16 protein-coding genes are annotated in these 20009 nt (G+C 45.8%); 4 read left to right on the top strand and 12 right to left on the bottom strand.

Annotation, left to right across the window (positions count from 1 at the left end; translation table 11 throughout):
- Positions 1-106: 106 nt before the first annotated feature.
- On the bottom strand, positions 107-1573 hold the full coding sequence (locus ACBP46_RS00865; RefSeq protein ID WP_371014851.1) for a SulP family inorganic anion transporter: 1467 nt from the start codon (positions 1571-1573) through the stop codon (positions 107-109).
- On the opposite strand from ACBP46_RS00865, the gene ACBP46_RS00860 reads away from it, so the two are divergent.
- Positions 1572-1694, top strand: a complete 123-nt coding sequence (locus tag ACBP46_RS00860; protein ID WP_371014850.1) for a hypothetical protein — start codon at positions 1572-1574, stop codon at positions 1692-1694. The two genes, ACBP46_RS00865 and ACBP46_RS00860, sit on opposite strands and share 2 nt — an antisense overlap.
- Positions 1695-1737: 43 nt before the next feature.
- Here ACBP46_RS00860 and ACBP46_RS00855 read toward each other — a convergent pair whose 3' ends face one another.
- The 11 genes from ACBP46_RS00855 to ACBP46_RS00805 form a co-directional block, all read right to left on the bottom strand.
- A complete protein-coding gene (locus ACBP46_RS00855) occupies positions 1738-3345 on the bottom strand; it encodes a Tn7-like element transposition protein TnsE (protein ID WP_124787064.1) in 1608 nt (535 codons plus the stop codon).
- Positions 3346-4875 (bottom strand): TnsD family Tn7-like transposition protein, encoded by a 1530-nt coding sequence (locus tag ACBP46_RS00850; RefSeq protein WP_434060785.1) that lies wholly within the window; start codon positions 4873-4875, stop codon positions 3346-3348. It lies immediately after the preceding gene.
- Positions 4875-6542: an AAA family ATPase gene (locus ACBP46_RS00845; protein WP_371014849.1), complete on the bottom strand. Its 1668-nt coding sequence runs from the start codon at positions 6540-6542 to the stop codon at positions 4875-4877. The genes ACBP46_RS00850 and ACBP46_RS00845 overlap by 1 nt, the downstream gene beginning before the upstream one ends.
- Positions 6539-8626 carry a hypothetical protein gene (locus tag ACBP46_RS00840; protein ID WP_442512685.1) on the bottom strand — a complete coding sequence of 696 codons (2088 nt, stop codon included), beginning with the start codon at positions 8624-8626 and terminating at the stop codon, positions 6539-6541. The genes ACBP46_RS00845 and ACBP46_RS00840 overlap by 4 nt, the downstream gene beginning before the upstream one ends.
- Positions 8627-8630: 4 nt before the next feature.
- Positions 8631-9455 carry a TnsA endonuclease N-terminal domain-containing protein gene (locus ACBP46_RS00835; protein WP_371014847.1) on the bottom strand — a complete coding sequence of 275 codons (825 nt, stop codon included), beginning with the start codon at positions 9453-9455 and terminating at the stop codon, positions 8631-8633.
- A 158-nt stretch (positions 9456-9613) separates the two neighbouring features.
- Complete coding sequence (gene glmS / locus ACBP46_RS00830) at positions 9614-11437, bottom strand: glutamine--fructose-6-phosphate transaminase (isomerizing) (RefSeq protein WP_371014846.1); 1824 nt, start codon at positions 11435-11437, stop codon at positions 9614-9616.
- 255 nt (positions 11438-11692) lie between these two features.
- Positions 11693-12922 (bottom strand): glycosyltransferase family 4 protein, encoded by a 1230-nt coding sequence (locus ACBP46_RS00825; RefSeq protein ID WP_371014845.1) that lies wholly within the window; start codon positions 12920-12922, stop codon positions 11693-11695.
- 8 nt (positions 12923-12930) lie between these two features.
- Positions 12931-14322, bottom strand: coding sequence for an MFS transporter (locus ACBP46_RS00820; protein WP_371014844.1), 1392 nt, complete (start codon positions 14320-14322; stop codon positions 12931-12933).
- Between the two features lie 2 nt (positions 14323-14324).
- Positions 14325-15698 carry a bifunctional UDP-N-acetylglucosamine diphosphorylase/glucosamine-1-phosphate N-acetyltransferase GlmU gene (glmU, locus tag ACBP46_RS00815; RefSeq protein ID WP_371014843.1) on the bottom strand — a complete coding sequence of 458 codons (1374 nt, stop codon included), beginning with the start codon at positions 15696-15698 and terminating at the stop codon, positions 14325-14327.
- 24 nt (positions 15699-15722) lie between these two features.
- Positions 15723-16418, bottom strand: coding sequence for a PhaM family polyhydroxyalkanoate granule multifunctional regulatory protein (locus ACBP46_RS00810; protein ID WP_371014842.1), 696 nt, complete (start codon positions 16416-16418; stop codon positions 15723-15725).
- Between the two features lie 44 nt (positions 16419-16462).
- A complete protein-coding gene (locus ACBP46_RS00805) occupies positions 16463-17287 on the bottom strand; it encodes an NUDIX hydrolase (protein ID WP_371014841.1) in 825 nt (274 codons plus the stop codon).
- A 191-nt stretch (positions 17288-17478) separates the two neighbouring features.
- Between ACBP46_RS00805 and ACBP46_RS00800 the strand changes: the two genes are divergently transcribed.
- From ACBP46_RS00800 to mlaE, 3 genes are read left to right on the top strand one after another with little or no spacing between them, the layout of a single operon-like run.
- Positions 17479-18360: a DMT family transporter gene (locus ACBP46_RS00800; RefSeq protein WP_371014840.1), complete on the top strand. Its 882-nt coding sequence runs from the start codon at positions 17479-17481 to the stop codon at positions 18358-18360.
- Between the two features lie 33 nt (positions 18361-18393).
- Positions 18394-19218, top strand: coding sequence for an ABC transporter ATP-binding protein (locus tag ACBP46_RS00795; RefSeq protein ID WP_371014839.1), 825 nt, complete (start codon positions 18394-18396; stop codon positions 19216-19218).
- Complete coding sequence (mlaE, locus tag ACBP46_RS00790) at positions 19215-20003, top strand: lipid asymmetry maintenance ABC transporter permease subunit MlaE (RefSeq protein WP_371014838.1); 789 nt, start codon at positions 19215-19217, stop codon at positions 20001-20003. The genes ACBP46_RS00795 and mlaE overlap by 4 nt, the downstream gene beginning before the upstream one ends.
- The last annotated feature ends 6 nt before the right edge of the window (positions 20004-20009 follow it).

The raw sequence follows: 20009 nt of genomic DNA, 5'->3' as shown, positions 1-20009 counted from the left end.
TTAACGATACCAATTATTTTAATAGTACAAATATAGTTGAAATAATGTCAATGGGCACAAAAAAGCCTGATCTATAAAATCAGGCTCTTTCTTTAAAAGAAGTAATTTAACGAGATGCCGCTAATATTTTTTTAGGTTCATTTGCCAGTTGTAAAATAATACGACGGGACGGCTTATTCAGGCCAATGAAGTGAATCTTCACCCCTTTATGACTAAACTTAGTGTGCACCCTCTCTAAAGCCTCAACTGCTGTTAAATCCCAAATATGCGCCTCAGACAAATCAATGTGTACTGACTTGATAGGCTCATTTAAATCCAGGCTGTCAACAAACTGCCCTGCTGACGCAAAAAACAGCTGCCCTTTAGCTTTATAAATACGACACGTCCCATCCTCGGAAAGATAGTTATGCACACGCAAAATATCTACCACTTTATGAGCAAAAAAGATTGCTGATAACAACACGCCCACTAGTACGCCTTTTGCTAGATCATGCGTCCAAACAGTCACCACTACCGTAGCGATCATTACTACACTAGAACTTCTGGGGTGCACCACCAAATTTTTAACCGATTGCCAATCAAACGTACTAATCGAAACCATAATCATCACTGCAACCAATGCAGCCATAGGAATCTGGCTAACCCAATCTCCTAAAAACACAATCAAAATCAGCAGAAAAACACCTGCACATAAGCTAGATAAACGACCTCGACCACCCGCTTTCACATTAATCACCGACTGCCCAATCATGGCACAGCCTGCCATCCCTCCCAAAAAACCTGTAGCCACGTTTGCTACACCTTGCCCCATACTTTCGCGGTTTTTATTACTAGGAGTATCGGTCATGTCATCTACGATAGAAGCCGTCATCAACGACTCCAATAAACCCACTACCGCTAAGGTCAAGGAGTAAGGAAAAATGATCCGTAAGGTTTCTAAATTAAAAGGGATATCGGGAATGAGAAAAATAGGTAGCGTATCTGGTAACTCCCCCATATCTCCCACTGTGCGCACGTCAATGCCAAACCACATCGTTATAGCCGTTAACACCACAATCGTAACTAAAGGAGAAGGAAGCACAGTTGTGATGCGCGGCAATAGATAAATAATAGCCAAACCGGACGCGGTCAATGCATACACATGCCAAGTCACATTCGTTAACTCAGGCAGCTGGGCTAAGAAGATAAGAATAGCCAACGCATTGACAAAACCCGTGACCACTGACTTAGACACAAAGCGCATCAAGCCACCCAGTTTAATCATACCTGCTACGATTTGAATTAAGCCTGCCAAAATGGTAGCCGCTAACAGATACTGGAGACCATGGTCTTTAACTAAAGACACAATTAGCAAAGCCATGGCTCCAGTCGCACCCGAAATCATGCCTGGGCGGCCACCTACAAACGCAATAATGGTGGCGATACTAAATGAGGCATACAAGCCCACTTTAGGATCTACACCAGCAATAATAGAAAAAGCAATGGCCTCAGGAATGAGTGCCAAGGCAACTAAGAGCCCCGAGACCACGTCTCGACGCGCATTAAAAAACCATGTGGAATATAAATTAGACATGCAGAAATCCAATTCTGCACAGCAGGCAGCCAGAGCCAACAACAAGGAAAAAAGAGACGCCATGAGCTACCCACTGTGCTTTATTAAACAACAGAAAAACAAAGCAAAGAAAATGGGGTAGCGAAAAGTTACATGGGTATAAAGAGAAAAGTATTTAAGAGTAATTAGGCCAAACTATAACATCTTTCAGCCCACCCCTCCATACCCTCTCTCGGCACTTCCAGTTCACCTAACCCCTTAGGATGATTCACTCCTCTATGCCCCTCTTTTCCATATAGCTTATCCAATAACCCATTCGGCCAGTTCAATGAGCTCTTTACTACCCCACGCCGTATTCTCTCAAAATCACTCCGCCATGTTTCCCTATCAACACCAGTCAAGACTTTGGTAGAAAGCATTTTTACTCCATCCGATGCATCGACCTCTAGCAATACAAATTCGCCACCATTTCGTCGTAACCCAACTGCTTTAATCACCCTTGGCGAGCCATCTTTGCATAAATGCAGTCGACTACGTCCAACTTTTGGCAAAACCAATGTTTCTTCAAAAATCACACGACATCCAAATTTGGTTTTTAAAATTGAAACTAACCCATTAAAGGCCGCAAAACGATTAGCAAAAACATGGTTGTAATTTGTTGCATCTTGTTTTCCGCCTACATCTGCCGCTGCTAGTACACCGCCTAAGTGTGGTTCATCAGTACTAACCAAATGACTATTTCCACCTGTAGTGGCTTCTTCTTTTTCTAAGATGGTTTGGCTACTTTTTCGTGTCCTGCGTGATTTTTCAATCTGACTAGGTCTACTAAAACTCACCCATGTCGGATCAGCCTCTATGACTCGGATGCCTGTCTCAACATTGGCTGTTTCCTCGTCATCTAACTGTAGATCCTCATCGTCAACGACCGACTCTGTTGGAATTGCTATGTGCTTCGTACCACCGTCACTTTCCTCATTTTCCTGAAAAGAGACATGACTAATACGTGTTGTCCTAGGAAGTCTGGCATTGATTTCTAAACCAACGATTTCCTCAACTAAATAATCCCTACCTTCATTAGAAAAACGTCCTTTTACATGTAGTTTCCACCCCTGCATGGGCGGAGGGACAAAGCTAAAGCACCACTGCTCACCATTTTTCGTCATTTTTCTGTTTTGTTGATAGTGCCTAAAAATGCTTTCATACGAAGCCATGACCTCCTGGTCTGAGAACAACCAGACTAGAAGTTGCACGACACCCGACTGCTCTAACGCCCCTTTAGGAAACGAAGAACTAGGCAAAATTCGTATCTCTAAATGATCTCGTTCAACCTCATAGTGAACATCAAACTCCTGCTGTAAAGCGGTACTGCTCAAACAACTACGACAGAAATAAGAATTAATTAAAAATAAAGACCGAGCTAGTTCTAACTGTGGGATGTGATAGCGAATCTTGCTATATGGCGTTTCATCCTCGTAGATAAAGGAGTTCTGTACGCCATCCTTATTGCGTATGGAGGCAAAAGAAGAAAGGTTAGGAAAATCGATTAATTTAGCTCGTTGAAGATCCGATGCTCCAAACTCAATCACACGATTTGCTGTATTATTTTTCTTAGTTGTACGATTAAGAATTTTTCCTCTGCTTAATAAAGGCAAATGAGTGAATCGAGCCCATTTCTGTTCTTGCTTTGGATTAAACCAAACAAAAATACGCCACTCTTTATTCTCTGAATTACGGAATAAGTGGCCAATATGTACTACCTGTACATTGTCATCAAAACTAGCTAGCTTAACCACTCAATCCTCCTCACAGACCATTTCCAAAAAATTTTTCGCTTCTTTTGTTATCCGCTCTTTAGACAAGGTCGCACGCCTTAATAATCGCCAACGCCTGAGCTCAACTCCTTCTTGCTTAAACTTAATAAAAGCTTGGCTAACCCGTCTGATTTGATAGTCCTCTACACCTTCTGAGTAACGCTTTAAGCAGAGAGTCATCAAAGGCAATTTCTGTAGGTTTTTTGCAAGTGAAGTTCCGTTAGGAATTTGCTTTAACAGCCAACTCGATGTCATCCTTGGATGCTCAAGGCTGCTATCTAGACGCTTTATGATTCTTAGCAGTTGTCGTACAGCGATTCGATCTCTTTGTCCCCAGTCAACTCTAGGGGCGGGTGCCAGACGCTCTTGTTGATGCTGTTGATTCCAGTGAACTAGCCTATCCCTGTCATGTCGGTAAAGCCAAGCGTATAGCGCCCCACCCTCTACAGACTGTCTTGCCGCCTTAATTCCTTGGTATTGATGTACTAGTTGCTGCCAGTCTTTATGCTTAACAGATAAATCTTCATAGCTAGGTTGCGCAGACTTGCTGACATGTCTTGTCGCTATAGAGTGCTCAGCCATATCACTTGCCTGCTGTAGCACCTCTATGACCGTTAGTTTTGGCAATAAAGCTCGCCACACAATGCTGTGCTGCAAATAATTAAAGGTTTTTCTATGCTTGCGAAATAAGTTTTTCAGCCAGCAGGTTTCCTTATTCTCTTCCAGTGTTAAATGCAGTTTTTCCAACATATCATCACTAAAGCTACGCCTCACTCTCTCTGCCACCAAGTCATGACGAACGTGCTTGCCTCTAGTGAGACCTAAATCCTGTGCTAAGCGCTGATAAAAAAGCGTCCATTGCTCAAAGCTTGGGGAAAGCTCTTGTACTTGTGGAGCGTATAAAAGAGGGGCTATATAAGCTGCCAGTGCCGTTAATTGAGATAGGGAGTCTTTGGAATAGCCTGAAAGCAACTCAGTATGACTCAAAGCCCAAAATTGATGTCGGTGGTCATCTACTGCTCTATCAAAGAAAACTAAAGCACCGTGTTTTGGACAATATGGCAAAGCAGGCAAATACCAATCTCGTTGCCAAAAGACTTCCCCATTCTTGTTTAGCTGAGTAGCAATGCAATCAGGACAGTATCTAAAACGGTTATCACTCTTAACCCTAGAGGCAGCGACTCCTAGCATTAAATGCACTGCACCTTGCGCTTGGTACTCCATTAACCGAATCGCTTCGTCTCGGCGCTCTTTACCCACAAATGGGGCATACAACGGGAATAAGGTATGCTCATAAATGAGCTGCTGAACAGAGTAACGCCCTGTTTGATGTAAATGTCTTGCTATAACACCTAAATGGGAGGGTAGATCTAAGGTTGCAATAACCTTACGGTTGCCATACACCTCATCTAATAGCTGCTTAGAACTAACAATCCCTTGATAAACGCCTGCCCGTGCAATAGTGCTATAAATTAGCTCATTCGAGTACGGGACAGGAAAGTTTCTCATCATTAGCCTGCTTGCTTGAATAAGCTCGCCATATCCACTATCACTCCTTTCTCTTTTAACCGTTCATGCATGGTTTGTTCAGGTGGACGTTGTGAATAGATATAGCGTAAGTCCGTATCAGGCAAACTATCCCAAGCATTAGGTTTTATTACGGTTGTAGCCGGTGCTTTTTTACTCTTGGAAGACTTTTCTGTTACTGACTCTAATGCTTCACCCTCAGTTAACCACTGCAAAATAATCGGCAATAACTTCTGCCTTGTCATAGTGGGATTTTGTTTAAAGGCTTTTTGGATTGTGGGAACAAGCAAATCAGAGTCGTAATCCTCTTTTAGCATTAAGTAAAAATGACGCTGATCTTCCGTATCTAGCTCCTGAAGCGCCTTTTCTTCTGGTGTTTGTTCTTGTATTGCTGCGATATCTAGCTGAAGTTGGATTAACCGTTTGTCAATCTCGGGAACAACTAGATCAGAATAACGAGCAATGCGTTCTGGGATACCCGAGCGTAGGGCCTCTAGCATGGGATGAACGGGTTTCAATTCATCTTGATACACTTGCCGCAATAAACCAGGGGTAATACGTTCATTGCCTAAAGCTAGCGCACGGAGTTGTGCGAGTACAAAAAGCTTTACTACAATGTCCATCACTCCTTGGCTTAGCTCATACCACACATCACGGACCTCATCCGATAACAGCGCATCTTTGCGTTGTAAAAGCTGTAATTGCCAAAGGTTATCTGTAAAGGCGATCCACTCTTGATTGGGCTTTCCACGTTGTGTTTGTTGTATAGGATCCCAGAATATAGCTCCAAACCCTGCCCCTCTACGTGCAGACCGCAAATCAGCCTCAAAAATCTCTCGTGCTTTAGGGGTACCAATCAACATCACTGGTACGCCAATAATATTCACCATCGTCACAAAGAAGTTCAGCATCTCTTGAGATCCACCCGAACGAGAGCGGCTTAAATGCTGAATTTCATCAATAACCAACAACCCTAAAGCATGAGCATTGGCTATTTGCGACATCAAAGCCAACATGGTTTCTATACCATGACGTTTTAAGCCATAACGACGCTCATAGTTCGAGCCTAAGGCTCGATCCAACGCTCTGAAAAAATTCAAGCAGATTTCTTTTAGCGAACCATTATGCGAGCAGTCTATTTTCAAATACACCACCTGCTCTATATTGAGCTCAGGATGGTAAATAACCTGAGGATAGGTGGCTAAAATACGATGTAGCGAAGTGGTTTTACCGCTACCTGAACAACCAATTAACAATAAACTTTGTGCCGTGGACCGAGCCTCTTCAAAGCGGAATGCCTCTAACTCTCCTTTCTGGACGCGCTCATAGCCATTTTGTAAGTGCTTTTGCAAATCTCCTGTTTTAGGATTTCTGCCTACGTAGCCACCTCGAATCATGACCGAAATACGCTCACTTAGTAGCAAATGCGTACCTAATGGCTGAAAATAGTCATCTGGAATACGACAAATGGTATGAGCTCTGATAACACGGGGCTTTTGCAAGTCAGAGGAGGTAAGCTGTAAAGAGGATTTCAGTGATGCAGCACTATTCACTGACTCTTGCAATGGAGGTAAAGCTTCAATAAAAGGATTACCACGATAAGCCTCTACTCCCGTATCGCGATAAACCGCTTGAATCTGAGTAGCACTCATGACTCATCCTCCTCTGATGGGTCCTGGAATAATTCTGGTATGTATGTTGGGAGGCTGTAATCCTCTTGCTCATCTACTTTCGCTGTGCTGAAAGGAATAACCTTAGCCTCCTTGCCTGAGGAACTCGGCTTCAAAAGCTCTGCACGTCCTTTCCGCTCCGTAGTCACGGCCTCTTTTTTATTGGTTTTAATTTGCTTAATGCGCTTGGATTTTGGTTCTGTTGTTTTAGGTGTCAGCTTGTTGGCTTTCTGAATAGTTTGCTCAATAAATGCCTCAAGCTCCCTGCGTTTAGCTAGCTCATCTTGCTTTGCATTAGCTTTATTATGTTTTTCTTGTGCTTGTATGTCCCAAATCTCCCAAAATGAGAGACCTTTAAACTGCCGACTCCGATCCGTTAGACTACATCGCCAAAATACGCGGCTACCAGCCTGTGGAAAAAGATAAATAATATCGGCTAAAACAGGGTCATAAGCCGCTTCTAAATTTTGAGGTCTGGCTATCTCAGTACTTCGTTGCAACCAACCCTCACGCAAAATCTCCGATCCCGAATAATACAAACCCCACAAATTGACACCAAATGAGGAAATCGAAACCTTTCGACGCGGTAAGAGCGCTACACGCAACTGTTCTTTCTCAACTGTTCTCAAACTGCCTGTACGGTGCTGCATACCCCATTGCCATAACTGAATAGGAATAGATGGTAAGTCCGTAGGAAAATCAGTACCTCGATCGTATTTATCCATCACTAAATGGTTATTTCGGAATAAGATCGTGCGTAAAATAATTTGTGTAAACTCGAATGCTGATAAAGATGCTTCTAACCTGTAATCTATTTCACCGTGACTTTTGATCCGATTACCCTCCACAATACCCGGCGCAAAGGATTTAAACTCGGCTTGAAGTGTTCTAAACGTACTTTCCACAATGCCTTTAGCATCACCACGCCTAGGTGGAGCACTTTCTACACGCACATTAAAGCTTGAAACCAAGGCTTCGACCTGATGACTCATCAATTCGCCTCGATCCGCTAGCAACACGTCTGGTAAACCTACGCACGGCCAGTCTGAACCACTAATCTCAATATCATGCTGAGCACAAATCGCCGTTTTGTCAGAACAAGCATTTACAAAAGCCTGCATCGCCACCACATACGACGGATTTTCAAAGCCGATATAAAAGCCCGTGATCATCCGACTAAACACATCAATCACAATATAAAGCGTCGGTCTTCCTATGATTTTTTGGCGATCATGATGATCCACTAGATAAATATCAGCAATCGTGGCATCAATCTCATAACGACTGCCCGGACCTAACGCCTGAGAAGTGGCTGTACTACTTAATGGGCGTACGTCTTTTTTATATACCCCTGCTTTAACTCTGGACTTTAAGCGCTGAGCTTTAGGATATTCTCGATCATAAAAATAACGAAACTGACGTAGCGTTGGATAATCCTCTTGGGAAATGCGAGGAAAATACTGAGCAAACAAGTCCACAAGTCGTCTATAGGCAACGGTTGTCTTTGTGCCTTTTTGATTCAACAGGTGCTTTTCTATGGTCAGCCTAAAAAGCCGTTCAATCTCGGGCGTTACCTTAGTTCCTTCACCTTTACCATATTCTCTGGCTCGACCAATTTTTGCTGTTCCTGTCGCTGAACGTCTTTCCCCTGGTGCTCCACTGTTTTTATAGTCTGGGATTAAAGCATTAGGAGTTTGGCCCCGCTGCCAGTAACGGCGCAAAATTTTATAAATGTTTGGTTTAGAGGCTTGGTGCTTATTAGCGATTTGCTCGATAAGAATGCCCCTACCTCTAGAGTCAAAGCGGACTGGGCTATTAATGATAGGAAGGATTCGTTGATAAGTCTCCTCTCGCTTCACAAACTCAACGGAGCCAAAGACTGGCTCCTTTAAATCTATATCAGCAAAAGGGTCTTCTGCTCTCGAAAGCCTACCCTCCTCAAGATATTGAGCTAGCATTAGCTCTGGAAGTGTTTGGGGCACACCTTTTTCTTGTTCAATTTGAATCCACACCACTGAACCGTTATCTACAGATAAGATGCGATGCAATACACCATCAAAGCGCACAACCTCATTGATTTGCCACATAGAATGCCTCTTCCAGATTTACGGCCTGAGTAATATAAAACTCTGAACAAATACTCAATCTAAACGGCTTATAAATATTGAACTTAATAAAACCATTTGCGGCTAATGCTCTCATCTCACTCAATGTTTTACCTAGCTCCAAACCATAAGCAATATCAACCTGCTTACAGACATTGATAATATTTTCATCTCCTTTTTCTTGCAGGATATGAGCCAATGTTGGCAGTTGTGCTAAAAGCTCCGCAGAAACCCCTTCTGTTTTCACTGAATAAAGCCATTCAATATTTTCTTTTACAACAGGATTTATTTCTTTATCAGTAAAAATGAACCAAGGAATTTGTTTTTGCTGCCAATAACGACGCTCTAGTTCTAATTTTTCTAGGGTGCGCTCGTCTTGTAAGGCTGCTGCAGATTTGACTTGAATAGCAAACTGCTCAAAAGGACCATCTTTGCAGTCCACTAAAAAATCAGTAGACATAACCTGATCTGCACCACGAATAGCAGGATGCTTAATGCCACTATCTATTGCAATCTGCTTGGTGTCACTAGGTAATAAGGGAAATTGCTCACGTATATCCAACACGCTGCTCTCCCATTCAAGACTGAGAAAAACAGCAAGCTCTAAATCAGAGAGCAAATGATGAACTCGTCCGGTTTTATGAGAATAAATACGGTGGGATCGACCTGAGGAAGGGACTTCTTGTACTGTTAGCCATGGAATATAGTTCTTACCATGCCCTTGGCCACGCCCCTCTTTAAAACGACGGGCAATTTGTACTTCAGAGAATGAAGAGTTTGCTTTAGCCATAACAAAAGTCCAGTATGCTTTTTCACAGCATAACTGGACCTCTAAAAGTTCTCAACTATTTTGTTAAGTTCTCATCTTTCGTGTCATAGTTCTCAACTATTTTGTCTGTTTCTCAACTTAATTGTCCGCCCACACCAGCAGCAAAAGCCCCCAAACCCCTACTCCACCGTCACACTCTTTGCCAAGTTGCGGGGTTTGTCTACGTCGGTGCCGCGTGCTAGTGCCGTGTGATAAGACAGCAATTGCAAGGTAATGGTGTGCAAAATGGGAGATAGCGCCCCATAGTGTTCAGGCATGCGGATGACATGGATGTGGTCTTCAGAGCGGATCAATGTGTCGGCATCGGCGAATACATACAGCTCGCCACCACGGGCGTGAACCTCTTGGATATTGGATTTTAGTTTTTCTAATAGGTCGTCTTTGGGGGCAATGGTAACCACAGGCATGTGTTCGGTAACCAAAGCCAAGGGGCCGTGTTTTAGTTCGCCGGCTGGGTAGCCTTCGGCGTGAATATAACTGATCTCTTTTAGCTTTAGCGCGCCCTCAAGAGCGATGGGGTAATGCATGCCACGGCCCAAAAATAAGGCATTTTCTTTACGAGCAAAGTGATCGGCCCAGTCCATAATCTGGGGTTCTAGGGCTAGCACAGCACCAATGGCTACAGGTAAATGGCGTAATTTATTTAAATAATGACTTTCTTGGTCGGAGTCCAACAACCCTTTAACTTTGGCTAAGCTTAATGCTAATAAAAACAAAGCCGTTAATTGTGTAGTAAAGGCTTTGGTGGAAGCCACACCTATTTCCACACCGGCACGAGTAATAAAATGCAGAGCGCATTCGCGTACCATGGCGCTGGTAGCCACATTACATACGCTTAGGGTGTAAGGCATACCCAAGGCTTTAGCGTGTTTTAGGGCGGCAAGCGTGTCGGCGGTTTCGCCGGATTGGGAAATGGTAACCACCAGCGTGCTTTCAAAAGGCACGCTATCGCGATAGCGGTATTCGCTGGCGATTTCTACAGCAACAGGCATCTGCGCTATCGCTTCAATCCAATACTTAGCGGTTAAGCCCGCATAAAAGCTGGTACCACAGGCCAAAATCAACACACGATCAATACGCTGAAAAATCGCTGCTGCGTCCGCACCAAATAATTCGGGGCCAATGGATTCAATGTCTTGTAAGGTATCGGCAACGGCGCGTGGTTGCTCGAAAATTTCTTTTTGCATGTAATGACGGTATGGGCCTAAATCGGCAGCCGCCATATGGGCTTGGACAGTGTGAACCTCGCGATGTACGGCTGTGCCGCTTTTATTCACAATGTGCAGGTGGTCACAACCCAAATCCACCAAGTCCCCGTCTTCGAGGTAGATGATTTGATCTGTTACCCCAGCAATAGCTAATGCATCGGAGGCCAAGAAATTTTCATGTTGCCCTACCCCTACCACCAAGGGCGAGCCAGAGCGGGCACCAACTAAACGTGTAGGTTCAGCTGTACACATTACCGCTAGCGCATAGGCACCTTGCAAGCGCTGACAAACCTGCTGCAGCGTTGAAAAAATATCGCCGTCATACATATGATCTAGCAAATGAGCAATGGCTTCGGTATCGGTTTGGCTCTCGAACACATAACCGGCTTCGATTAGCTCTGCGCGTAATGGCTCGTAGTTTTCAATAATCCCATTGTGAACCACCGCAATACGAGCGGGTTGGCCCGAGAAGTGTGGGTGGGCATTCTGTGTGGCTGGTGCGCCATGCGTAGCCCAGCGCGTATGAGAAATGCCTAGCTGGCCCGTTAAACCATCTTGTTCAACGGCGACGGCTAGCTCAGCCACACGCTGCGTGCTGCGCGCCCGTACTAGCTGGTGTTCTTTAAACACAGCCAAACCGCAGGAATCATAACCGCGATACTCTAAACGCTTGAGACCTTCAAGCAAGACAGGAACTATATTTCTTTGCGCTACCGCACCCACAATGCCGCACATAGCTTTAACCTTTATAAAAGAAAGTTAGTTTTCTATTTTGCAAAAAAAACCGCAAAAGAAAAAGTTAATTTTCGTATTGCAGTATCACGTCCACCACAGCAACCTTTTGGTATCCATGTTAATCGTTAAGCACAACACACCCAATGAATATTGGGTGGTACGGCTTAACATCTTCCCCGCCTAAAGCCGGAGGATTTCTACGGCGTCCGCGCTATCCTTCCCCGCCCTCAAGGTCGAGCTTTGCCGCGCACTAGATCAAGTGCTTTTAGAAGCGTTATCTTCCAATTCACTTACTGTAAAAACAGGTTCAGGCTTTTCCGCAGACTCTGAGACGGGTTCAACCACAGGCTGATCTGCTGACTCTGCTGACACCGCGGCCGAATCAGCCGCTAACTCGGGAGCTGCATTCAGACGTCCGTGGTATAGATCTATATAGCTTTGTACCATGGTGTCTACGCCATGCTCTTTTTGTACCCATCGCAAGGCAGTCAGAATCATTTGATTTCTAAACGGTTCGTCTTCGAGTATACGGTCGCAAGCGGCAGCCATAGCATTAAAATCACCCACTTCGCAGGCAATACCTCGCTCATCACCTAATAACTCTGCTAAGCCTCCTGCATTGGTCGCAACCACCGGTGCGGCGTACAAAAACGCATCCAAGACGCTGCTGCCCAAGGCTTCAAAGCGCGAGCTTAATACAAACACATGCATTAAACGGTAAATGTCTTCGATGCGACGCTCAAAACCCATCAGTTTATAAACACCATCTAAGCCTAACTCGGTAATTAAGGCTTTAGCTGCGGGTGTGGCGTCGCCGTCCGCACCAAAATGCAAAAACACAAAGTCTTGACGTTGCTGCCACAAAGCATGCACCGCTCGAATCGTGGTTTCTGGGTCTTTTTCTCGAGTTAAGGCCGCAACGGTACCCAATACATACCGCCCCCCTAACTCATGCTGCTCGGTAAAAGCAATAATATGATCGGTATCCGCAGGCACAAACTCAACAGCACTGGGAATAATAATGGGCTTAAAACCCAGTTCGTGTGGATCACGCGCCGCAGCCGCACTAATGGCAACAAACTCATCCACCTTAGACCACTTCCAACGCAGTTTTTTTATGCGTTTTTGATAGTGGGTTTCAGTGTGACCGTCGCGACGCAAGGGAAACGCAGTGCGTCGAGTAAATACGACTTTGCCTTTTAGCAAAGGCTTCAGACTAGCAAGCCAGGTTAAAGCGGCAGAGGTTTGGGCATGATAGATGTCATACTGATGCCGATGCTGGATTAAATACCACATAGCATGTAGTGACGACTTGCATTCAACGACTGGTATGCCCAGCACTGCTAAACGCTGCGCCAAAGGCTCGCCTTGACGTGCTAATACGGTGGGATGCAGGCCTTGTTCGTGAAGACCTAGCGCAGTCAGCAGGGTTTGTCGTTCGCCCCCGCGCCAACCTCGTTCAAAATTAATTAATAAAACACGCATAACAACACTTAAAAGTCAGGGTCCGAAGCGGGGTTTAAATGACGGGCAATATTAATACCCAATGACATCAGCGCACAACCCGTGGCAACTAATACGCCTAGTATAGGGCCTTGGGCTGCGCCATACGCAAATGCTAGCGCGACCAAGGCAGTGCCAAAACTTTGGCCGTAAACACGCGTCGTGGCTTGCATACCCCCTGCTGCCGCGCTGCGGTGGCGAGGTATACCTGCCAGCATGGCACGGTTATTGGGAGTTTGAAACAAACCAAACCCAACGCCCCCTAAAATCATGGAAACACACACCCAGTAAATGGCTGACTGTGCATCTAAGAACACCAGTAGCAGGGTAGAACTAGCCATAGTGCCGGCTCCTGTTGCACATAAAATCGCAATAGGAACCCGACCCGATAACCAAGCCGCTAGAGGTGCCATCATGCCAACACCCAGTGACCATATACCTAACATTACACCGATTTCACTATAGCTATAGCCCATAATGCGCTGAAAATAAAAAGGCAGTGCAACCACAGACGCCATTTGTGCTGCAAAAGAAAAAGCAGAGGCGGCTACTGCATAAGCCACCGGCGTAATACGCAGCAAATCAATGGGGATTAAAGGTTCACTGTGGCGCAATGAATGACGAATCAGTACCCAAGCACACAAAGCCGCTATGCTCAAGCAAGCAATCGCCCACAGATACTGGGTGGCAATCAAATCCAAACCTAAGATAGAAAGGCCAAAAACCGGAAAGCTCATCACTGCAGCAAACCAGTCAAAACGCCGTAGACTACGCGGCACTCTAGGTAAAAAACGCACCCCACACCAAGCGGCGATACAAAAGGGAATATTTAAAAAGAAAATCCAACGCCACGAGCCCCACTCCAATATAAAAGCACCTAACGATGGTCCTAATACTGCCGTCATGGAAACGGTCATGGCATTAAGACTTAATCCCATGGCTAAACGGCTAAGGGGATAAATATTGCGCACCAACCCCCCAAATAAGCACATCAGCATTGACGAACCAATGCCTTGGGCAATTCGAGCTAGGATCAGGGTGACAAAATCATAAGAAAAAACAGCAGCAATGGATGCGCTTAAAAACACACCAATGCCTATAGTAAATAGCCGTCCTAAGCCAATACGCTCTGCTAAGGCTGAAAACGGCAATAGCGTCATGACAATGGTCAAACTGTACGCAATAGCCACCCACACCACGACCGCTGCATCAATGCCTAGTTCCAATGCGATTACCGGCAAAGCCACATTGGACATGCTGGCATCCAGCACGGTAATCACCAAGGACACCAAAAGCGTCAGCGCCGCATAAATGCGACGCGGCATAGGTAGCCCATCAGGCAACTCGGCATGAGCTGTCTGGGAATGGGCTGAGTTCGTCAATGTTATTTCGCTTTTTTAGGGCGTTGCCACTCTGCTTTATAGTGTTGAGGTGTACGGGATAAAACCAAACCGTTGTCTTCAGTATCGCGTGTTACGGTAGTACCGGCTGCTACAGTGGTGTTTTTACCGATGACAACCGGAGCTACTAACTGCGAATCGGAGCCAATAAATGCATCGTCCCCAATAACCGTTTTAAATTTATTGGCGCCATCGTAGTTACACGTAATAACCCCTGCGCCAATATTAACGCGCTGGCCAACTTGCGCATCGCCGATATAGCTGAGATGACTGGCTTTAGCGTCTGTGTCGAATTGGCTGTTTTTGACTTCGACAAAATTACCGATATGTGCGCGCTCGCCTAACTGCGTGCCTGGACGTAACCGAGCAAAGGGGCCAATGGATGTGTGGGCGGCCGCGTGACTCTGGTCTAGGTGGCTAAATGGATGCACCACTGTACCTGCACCAAGATGGGTGTCTTTGATCACGCTGTGTGCTCCGATTTGTACCCCGTCTTTGAGCACCACATGGCCTTCGAACACACACCCCACATCAATAAACACATCTCGCCCACACGCCAAGGTACCGCGAATATCAATACGCTCTGGGTCAGCCAAAGTAACACCGGCGTGCATTAAGCGGGATGCTTGTTCGCGCTGCCAAGCTCGTTCTAGTTGGGCTTGTTGCACGCGACTGTTTACCCCTAGGGTTTCCCAGTCGTACTCGGGGTGTGCTGCATTAACTGCTACCCCATCTTGTACCGCGAAACCAATAATATCGGTCAAGTAAAACTCTTGCTGTGCATTGTTGTTTTGTAAACGTGCTAGCCATTCTTTTAGCTGAGCGGTAGGTGCAGCAATAATACCGGTGTTGACCTCGGTAATGGCACGCTCGGCATCGCTTGCGTCTTTGTGCTCCACAATGCGTTGAATGCGACCTTCGGCGTCGCGTACTATACGCCCATACCCCGTAGGATCAGACAAGAATTCGGTTAATACGGCCATGCCTTGGCCGCGTGCTGCAATTAAGGCCTGCATAGTCTGTGGCTGTACCATCGGTACATCGCCGTAGAGTATTAAGGTGGTGTCCTGCGGGTTGGCACCACCTTTTAAAGCGGGCACCGCTTGTTGTACGGCATGGCCTGTGCCCAGCTGAGGCTGCTGCAACACAAACTGCATGTCAGCATTTTGGTTAAATGTATTTTTTACTTGCTCTGCACCATGACCTGTCACCACAATGACTGCATCAGGTTGTAGCGTTTGTGCGCTTTGTAGCACGTGCGCTAACATGCTTTGACCCGCAATACGGTGTAGCACTTTAGGTAAATCTGATTGCATACGAGTGCCTTTACCCGCTGCAAGAATCACTACATTTAACATATACATCCCGTTCTTAGGTTAGGGCTAAGAGGTTTTTTTCGCCGCCTTAGCTGTCTTTTTGGCTGCTTTTTTAGCAGCGCTTTTAGACGTGGTTTTTGTGGTTTTGGTGGCGCTAGTCGTGCGAGCTGTTTTTTTGGCTGCCGACTTTTTCGCCGTCTCTTTGGGTTTAAATGTGCTGTCAGCCGAAGGAGAAGCCACGCCTGCAGATAGGTTTTCTGCTACGTTTTGCGCCTGTTGCATGGACTGTGCCGTTGCTGTGGCTAAGGTCTCGAACTGATTTTGTAATAAATCCCACCAGGCTTGACCTGCTTGGCGTAGGCTTTCATCGTTAGTGTCTTCGGTTTGTTCAGCAGTGTCTGTCTCTGGGGCAGCGGCTTGCTCATTAGCCTGTGCCATCATTCCGCTGAGTTCAGACATTGCACCTAGGCCGCTTTTTGCCATTGCTTGTAAAGTCGTCAAGGTGCTGCGTTGAATTTCTAAGCCTTGAATGGTGCTAGATAACATAGACAAGTTAAGACGTAACCAGCTCTCAACCGCTTGTAGCTCTTCAATGCGTTTTGAAAGATCCTCGATAGTAGGGATCGCGGTAGCCGGTGTGGCTAAATCAAGGGGACTTTTAGCCATATTGCCCCAAATTTGCTGCATCATATTTAAACTAGCTAGCAGCGGGTTGTCTTGGTTAACAGCAAAACCTGGAATATCAAATGGATTGTTTTTCATGATCAAGCGTCTCCTTTACGTCTAGTTACGTACACCTAGATCTATTATGCCTGTAAGAGCCGTAAACGCACACTATCAATAAGCACCATTTCAGCCTCGAGCGTAAACACACCCGTTTGCATCATTTCCCACCAGTCTGAAATAGAGAGCAAACGTGTCTCACTGACCTCACCGTCTTGGTTCTGAGGAATCACACCCTCATCAAGTACACAGTCACTAATGAGTACGTCTTCAACCTGATACCCCTCGGGAAGTTGGCGATACATGCGTAATAAGTGCCGTAAAGGCTCACGCTGCAACAATTGCTGGGGCAAAAGCCCTGCTTCTTCTTCGCTTTCGCGCAATAAAGAAGTGTCTAAGTCTTCAAAAGCAACTGCTAGCCCCCCCACCATTGTGTCCCATTTGTTGGGATCCGTCGGTTTGGTCGCCGCGCGTTTTGCTACCCATAGTTTACCGTCATGGCTCCACGCATTTAAATGCACAGCCTGGGTCACCAAACCTAATGGGCGCACTGCACCACGCTCTATGGCCCCTACCATTTCTGTATTAGCAAACACATGCAAGAGCTCATCGCGCCATGCTTTTACCAAACCGGCTTGATCTAACTGCGCCGCAATCTCAGCTAAAAGTGCATTAATGGCAGGGCTAGGTTCTTGGGCCCACGCAATATGCACGCCAGTGTCATTAACTTGCACGCCAGGTAAAGCGGCAAGTACAGCAGTGGCTTGAGCGGTGGCCCAACCACATAACCGATTGCATACGGTAACAGGACGACTCTGTGCTTGTGGCAAGTCATAGGCCTGCTGTAATAAATATTGATAGCGCTGATCTAAATCAGCCAATGAAGGAAGTGTTTGAATAGGGGTCATTATTAAATTGTAATGGAATTACACCTAAACCGGGCAGCCTCTAAGCTTAGCAGATAGTAACTGGTATTTACTTGGCCTCTACTTCTGAACTAAGCTTTTTCGCTTTTTATATAAAGCAAAAAGCAGCGTAATACTGACCAAGCAGATACAATTAATCTCTTATTCCATTTTTACGCCAAGGCCGCCTTTCTATGAAAGCCCAAGACCTGCAGCAACTGTTTCTTCTCGCCGCTATCTGGGGCAGCTCCTTTCTTTTTATGCGTTTAGCTGTAGATGATTTTGGCACATGGCCTCTTATGTTGGTGCGGGTAGGCATAGCCGCATTAGCGATGCTAAGTGTCGTAGCTTGGCAAAAAAAGTGGCAAGCCCTGCGACAGTACGGCTGGCCTATTGCTTTTGTTGGGGTGGTAAACGCTGCGATTCCATTTAGCTTATTCGTGTACGCTACCCAACACTTACCTACTGGTACCATTGCCGTGATTAATGCCATGACGCCTTTATTTGGCGCTCTTATTGCGCGCGCTTGGCTTGGCGAACACCTCAGTGGCTCTCGGCTGCTTGGGCTTATTGTGGGGTTTAGTGGTATTGTTTTTCTCGTATATGACAAACTATTTTTTCAGGATCAGCACCAAAGCTTAGCTGTGTTTGCCTCATTAGCTGCCACAATCAGTTACGGCATTGCCGCCAGCTTTAGCACTAAGTACTTAAAAGGTGCTGACCCTATTGCAGTTACGGCTGGCAGCTTTAGTTCGGCTACTTTGTGTGTGCTGCCCTTAGCCATTTATTTCTGGCCACAGCACCCTGTTTCTATCAATGCATGGGGTTCAGCATTAAGCCTAGCCTTGCTCTGTACAGCCGTGGCTTATATCATTTTTTATCGGCTCGTGGCATCCATTGGTGGTGCTCGCAGTGTAACTGTTACCTTTTTAGTGCCACCATTTGGTATTATTTGGGGCGTCTTGCTTTTAAATGAGCCATTTGGTTTAAACGAGCTTTTTAGTACCGCTCTTGTTTTAATTGGCACATTGTTAGCAACAGGTTTTTTACGTCTACGTTTAAAAAATACGCTATAAAGGCTACACGCTGCCATTTTTTATTTTGAATCTATGACCTCTGTTATCGACTCCACCACCGTTTTGCACTTTGATGATGTCGCCTTGGGCTATGGGGACTTTACCGTCCTAAAAAACATCAGCCTTACGGTGCAAAAGGGCCAAGTGGTAGCATTAATGGGGGGATCCGGCTCAGGAAAGACCACTCTATTGCGTGCGGCAACCGGTCAAATCGTGGCACAAACTGGCACTATTACTGCTTTTTCAAAAAACATTGCTCAGCTAAATCCCCCAGAGCTCCAAGCATTACGCAAGCGCATGGGGGTGCTTTTTCAGCACGGCGCATTATTTACCGATCTGAATGTATTTGAAAACGTCGCTTTTCCACTACGCGAACAAACAAATAAGTCTGAATCAGAAATCACGCAAATTGTGCTCGATAAACTGGATGCCGTCGGCCTAAAAGCGGCAGCTCATTTATATATTTCTGAAATTTCCGGCGGCATGGCGCGTCGTGTTGCTCTGGCGCGTGCAGTAGTGCTTGAACCCGAACTCATTCTCTATGACGAACCTTTTGCTGGCTTAGATCCTATTTCATTAGGTATTACAGCCCAATTAATTCGTCGATTATCCGATCAATTAAATTGTGCTTCGGTGATTATCACCCACGACGTTCCCGAATCCTTTAAAATTGCCGACCAGGTTTACATCGTAGGTCAAGGGAAACTCATTACCAGTGGTACACCAGACCAGTTGCTGGAATCCACCGATGAATACGTACAGCAGTTCTTAAATGGCAAGCCCGATGGGCCCATTGCCTTTAATTACCCCGTTACGCCGGCATTTGAAAATTGGCTCCAACAACGTAATAAATCATGACTTTTCTTACGACTCCGATTTCTGCTTTAGGCAGGCATGTGCGCCACAGCATTGTGGCTCTAGGTGCTTTTACACGCCTCTTTTTTGCTCTGTTGGCTCGTAGCAGTGTCATTTTTACGCGCCCCCGTTTAGTGACTCAACAAATCCACTTTATTGGTAATTATTCATTTTTAATTATCAGTGTCTCCGGACTCTTTGTTGGTTTTGTGTTGGGTCTACAGGGATACTACACCTTAACTCGGTATGGCTCCGAAGAAGCCATTGGTTTGTTGGTGGCACTTTCTCTGACTCGCGAGCTTGGGCCCGTGGTCACCGCTTTGTTGTTTGCGGGTCGCGCCGGCACCTCATTAACCGCTGAAATCGGGCTAATGAAAGCCGGTGAACAAATTGCTGCCATGGAAGTCATGGCAGTGGATCCTATGCGGCGTATTTTAGTACCTCGTCTCTGGGCCGGAATTATTGCTATGCCTGTCTTAGCTGCTGTATTTTCCATGGTGGGGATTATCGGTGGCTGGGTAGTCGGAGTCTTAATGATCGGTATTGATCCTGGCGTGTTCTGGTCACAAATGCAAGGCGGCGTAGACGTCATCAATGACGTCCTAAATGGTGTGATTAAAAGCGTTGTGTTTGGGGTAGTAGTCACCATGATTGCTCTCTATACCGGCTGGACCACCAAGGCCACACCTGAGGGCGTAGCTCGTGCTACCACGCGTACTGTAATTAGCGGCTCGTTAGCCGTGCTCGGGCTGGATTTCTTGCTCACAGCTCTTATGTTTAGCAATTAATTTTGG

Origin of the sequence: Paenalcaligenes hominis (genome assembly GCF_041359055.1) — a bacterium.
GTDB classification, from domain to species: Bacteria; Pseudomonadota; Gammaproteobacteria; order Burkholderiales; family Burkholderiaceae_B; genus Paenalcaligenes; species Paenalcaligenes hominis_A.
Note: the sequence above shows the minus strand (reverse complement) of the source record. Positions and strands in the feature narration are given on the sequence as shown.

Bases quoted from the DNA above. Each gene is read 5' to 3' on its own strand.
- ACBP46_RS00795 (WP_371014839.1), top strand. From the start codon at position 18,394: ATGACCTCTGTTATCGACTCCACCACCGTTTTGCACTTTGATGATGTC.
- ACBP46_RS00850 (WP_434060785.1), bottom strand. From the start codon at position 4,875: ATGATGAGAAACTTTCCTGTCCCGTACTCGAATGAGCTAATTTATAGC.
- glmS (WP_371014846.1), bottom strand. From the start codon at position 11,437: ATGTGCGGCATTGTGGGTGCGGTAGCGCAAAGAAATATAGTTCCTGTC.
- glmU (WP_371014843.1), bottom strand. From the start codon at position 15,698: ATGTTAAATGTAGTGATTCTTGCAGCGGGTAAAGGCACTCGTATGCAA.
- ACBP46_RS00825 (WP_371014845.1), bottom strand. From the start codon at position 12,922: ATGCGTGTTTTATTAATTAATTTTGAACGAGGTTGGCGCGGGGGCGAA.
- ACBP46_RS00865 (WP_371014851.1), bottom strand. From the start codon at position 1,573: ATGTCTAATTTATATTCCACATGGTTTTTTAATGCGCGTCGAGACGTG.
- ACBP46_RS00845 (WP_371014849.1), bottom strand. From the start codon at position 6,542: ATGAGTGCTACTCAGATTCAAGCGGTTTATCGCGATACGGGAGTAGAG.
- mlaE (WP_371014838.1), top strand. From the start codon at position 19,215: ATGACTTTTCTTACGACTCCGATTTCTGCTTTAGGCAGGCATGTGCGC.
- ACBP46_RS00860 (WP_371014850.1), top strand. From the start codon at position 1,572: ATGCAGAAATCCAATTCTGCACAGCAGGCAGCCAGAGCCAACAACAAG.
- ACBP46_RS00800 (WP_371014840.1), top strand. From the start codon at position 17,479: ATGAAAGCCCAAGACCTGCAGCAACTGTTTCTTCTCGCCGCTATCTGG.
- ACBP46_RS00835 (WP_371014847.1), bottom strand. From the start codon at position 9,455: ATGGCTAAAGCAAACTCTTCATTCTCTGAAGTACAAATTGCCCGTCGT.
- ACBP46_RS00805 (WP_371014841.1), bottom strand. From the start codon at position 17,287: ATGACCCCTATTCAAACACTTCCTTCATTGGCTGATTTAGATCAGCGC.
- ACBP46_RS00810 (WP_371014842.1), bottom strand. From the start codon at position 16,418: ATGAAAAACAATCCATTTGATATTCCAGGTTTTGCTGTTAACCAAGAC.